Annotated in this window: 3 protein-coding genes; 2 read left to right on the top strand and 1 reads right to left on the bottom strand. The window is 60.9% G+C overall.

Translation table 11 applies throughout. The features are described 5' to 3' along the window. A partial coding sequence (locus ABZ208_RS39150) for an SDR family oxidoreductase (protein WP_356914209.1) occupies positions 1–315 on the top strand: 315 nt, incomplete at its 5' end. A gap of 32 nt (positions 316–347) precedes the next feature. On the opposite strand, the gene ABZ208_RS39155 is transcribed toward ABZ208_RS39150, so the two are convergent. Next, entirely contained in the window at positions 348–644 is a 297-nt protein-coding gene (locus ABZ208_RS39155) for a hypothetical protein (protein WP_105817632.1), read from the bottom strand. Positions 645–817: 173 nt separating this feature from the next. Here ABZ208_RS39155 and ABZ208_RS39160 point away from each other — a divergent pair. Beyond that, a partial coding sequence (locus ABZ208_RS39160; protein WP_356914210.1) for a hypothetical protein occupies positions 818–1,076 on the top strand: 259 nt, incomplete at its 3' end.

Genomic DNA, 1,076 nt, shown 5'->3' on the forward strand with positions numbered 1-1,076 from the left:
GGCAGCAATACGGCGGTGCGCAGCGGGCATCCGGGTTCGAGCGTCTATTCGATGACGAAGGCCGCGGTGGCCGTGATGGTCAAGGGCATCGCCGTCGACCTCGCACCGCGCGGGATCACGGTCAACAACGTGCAGCCGGGGCCGGTCGAGACGGACATGACGGCCGCTCATCTCGACCGGATCCGTCCGCTGATTCCGCTGCAGCGGGCCGGCAGCGCGGACGAGATCGCATCGCTGGTGTCCTGGCTCGCCAGTGCGGAATCGGGATACATGACGGGTTCGAGCCTGACGATCGATGGCGGGATGGCGCTATAGCACGAGGTGCGGGTAGCCGGGCGAAAGGGGCGTCAGGCGGCCGGAAGCCTTCGCGCTACGCGCCATTCGGTGCGAGTTGTATTGGACGGCTTGAGCAGCCATCGTCGCGCGGCGACCATGTGCCGTTTTTGCGTGACGTATGCGTCGACGGCGAGTTCGAGCGCGTCGCCATCGATGCGGACGAGCGTCGCGGTCGCGCCTGATCCATCCGCGAACTCGACCATGGCCGGGTACGGCTTCCCGGATCGCGGCGCGTCATGGCCGAGCGTCACAATGCTGCCGGGGTACAGATGTGAACGGGTTGCGCGTAGCAGCAGGGCGGTGGACATGGCGGGCGCTCCGGATGGCGCAGTGCGGTAGAACATCGAAATTACTCGATGTCTACATATTGATGAAGAAGTAATTACAGTTTTCAATTATTTGAATTCCACCCGATTGACGTCACAGAATCGTCATTCGTAGAATTGCCGATCAAGAACAACATAATTCTGAGAGAGGCGCTATGGATGCGCACAGCATGATCGGGGCGATCACGGCGGGGCTGGCCCGGCAGGAACGGCTTCTCAAGCTCGATACTCCGCTTGGCAGTAATGCTCTGATCCGTCATCGGGCATATGGACGGTCCCGTATCGGTCGAGATTACCTGTTCATGATCGGCTGCGTGTCGACGTCGAACGATTGCAGCCACGCGAAACAGGCTCGATCAATCATGCGTAGAACGCGTATCGTCCTCCTGATTTCTTGTCTGCTGGAAGCTTGCT

Origin of the sequence: Streptomyces sp. NPDC006208 (assembly GCF_040613775.1) — a bacterium.
Taxonomy (GTDB): domain Bacteria; phylum Actinomycetota; class Actinomycetes; order Streptomycetales; family Streptomycetaceae; genus Streptomyces.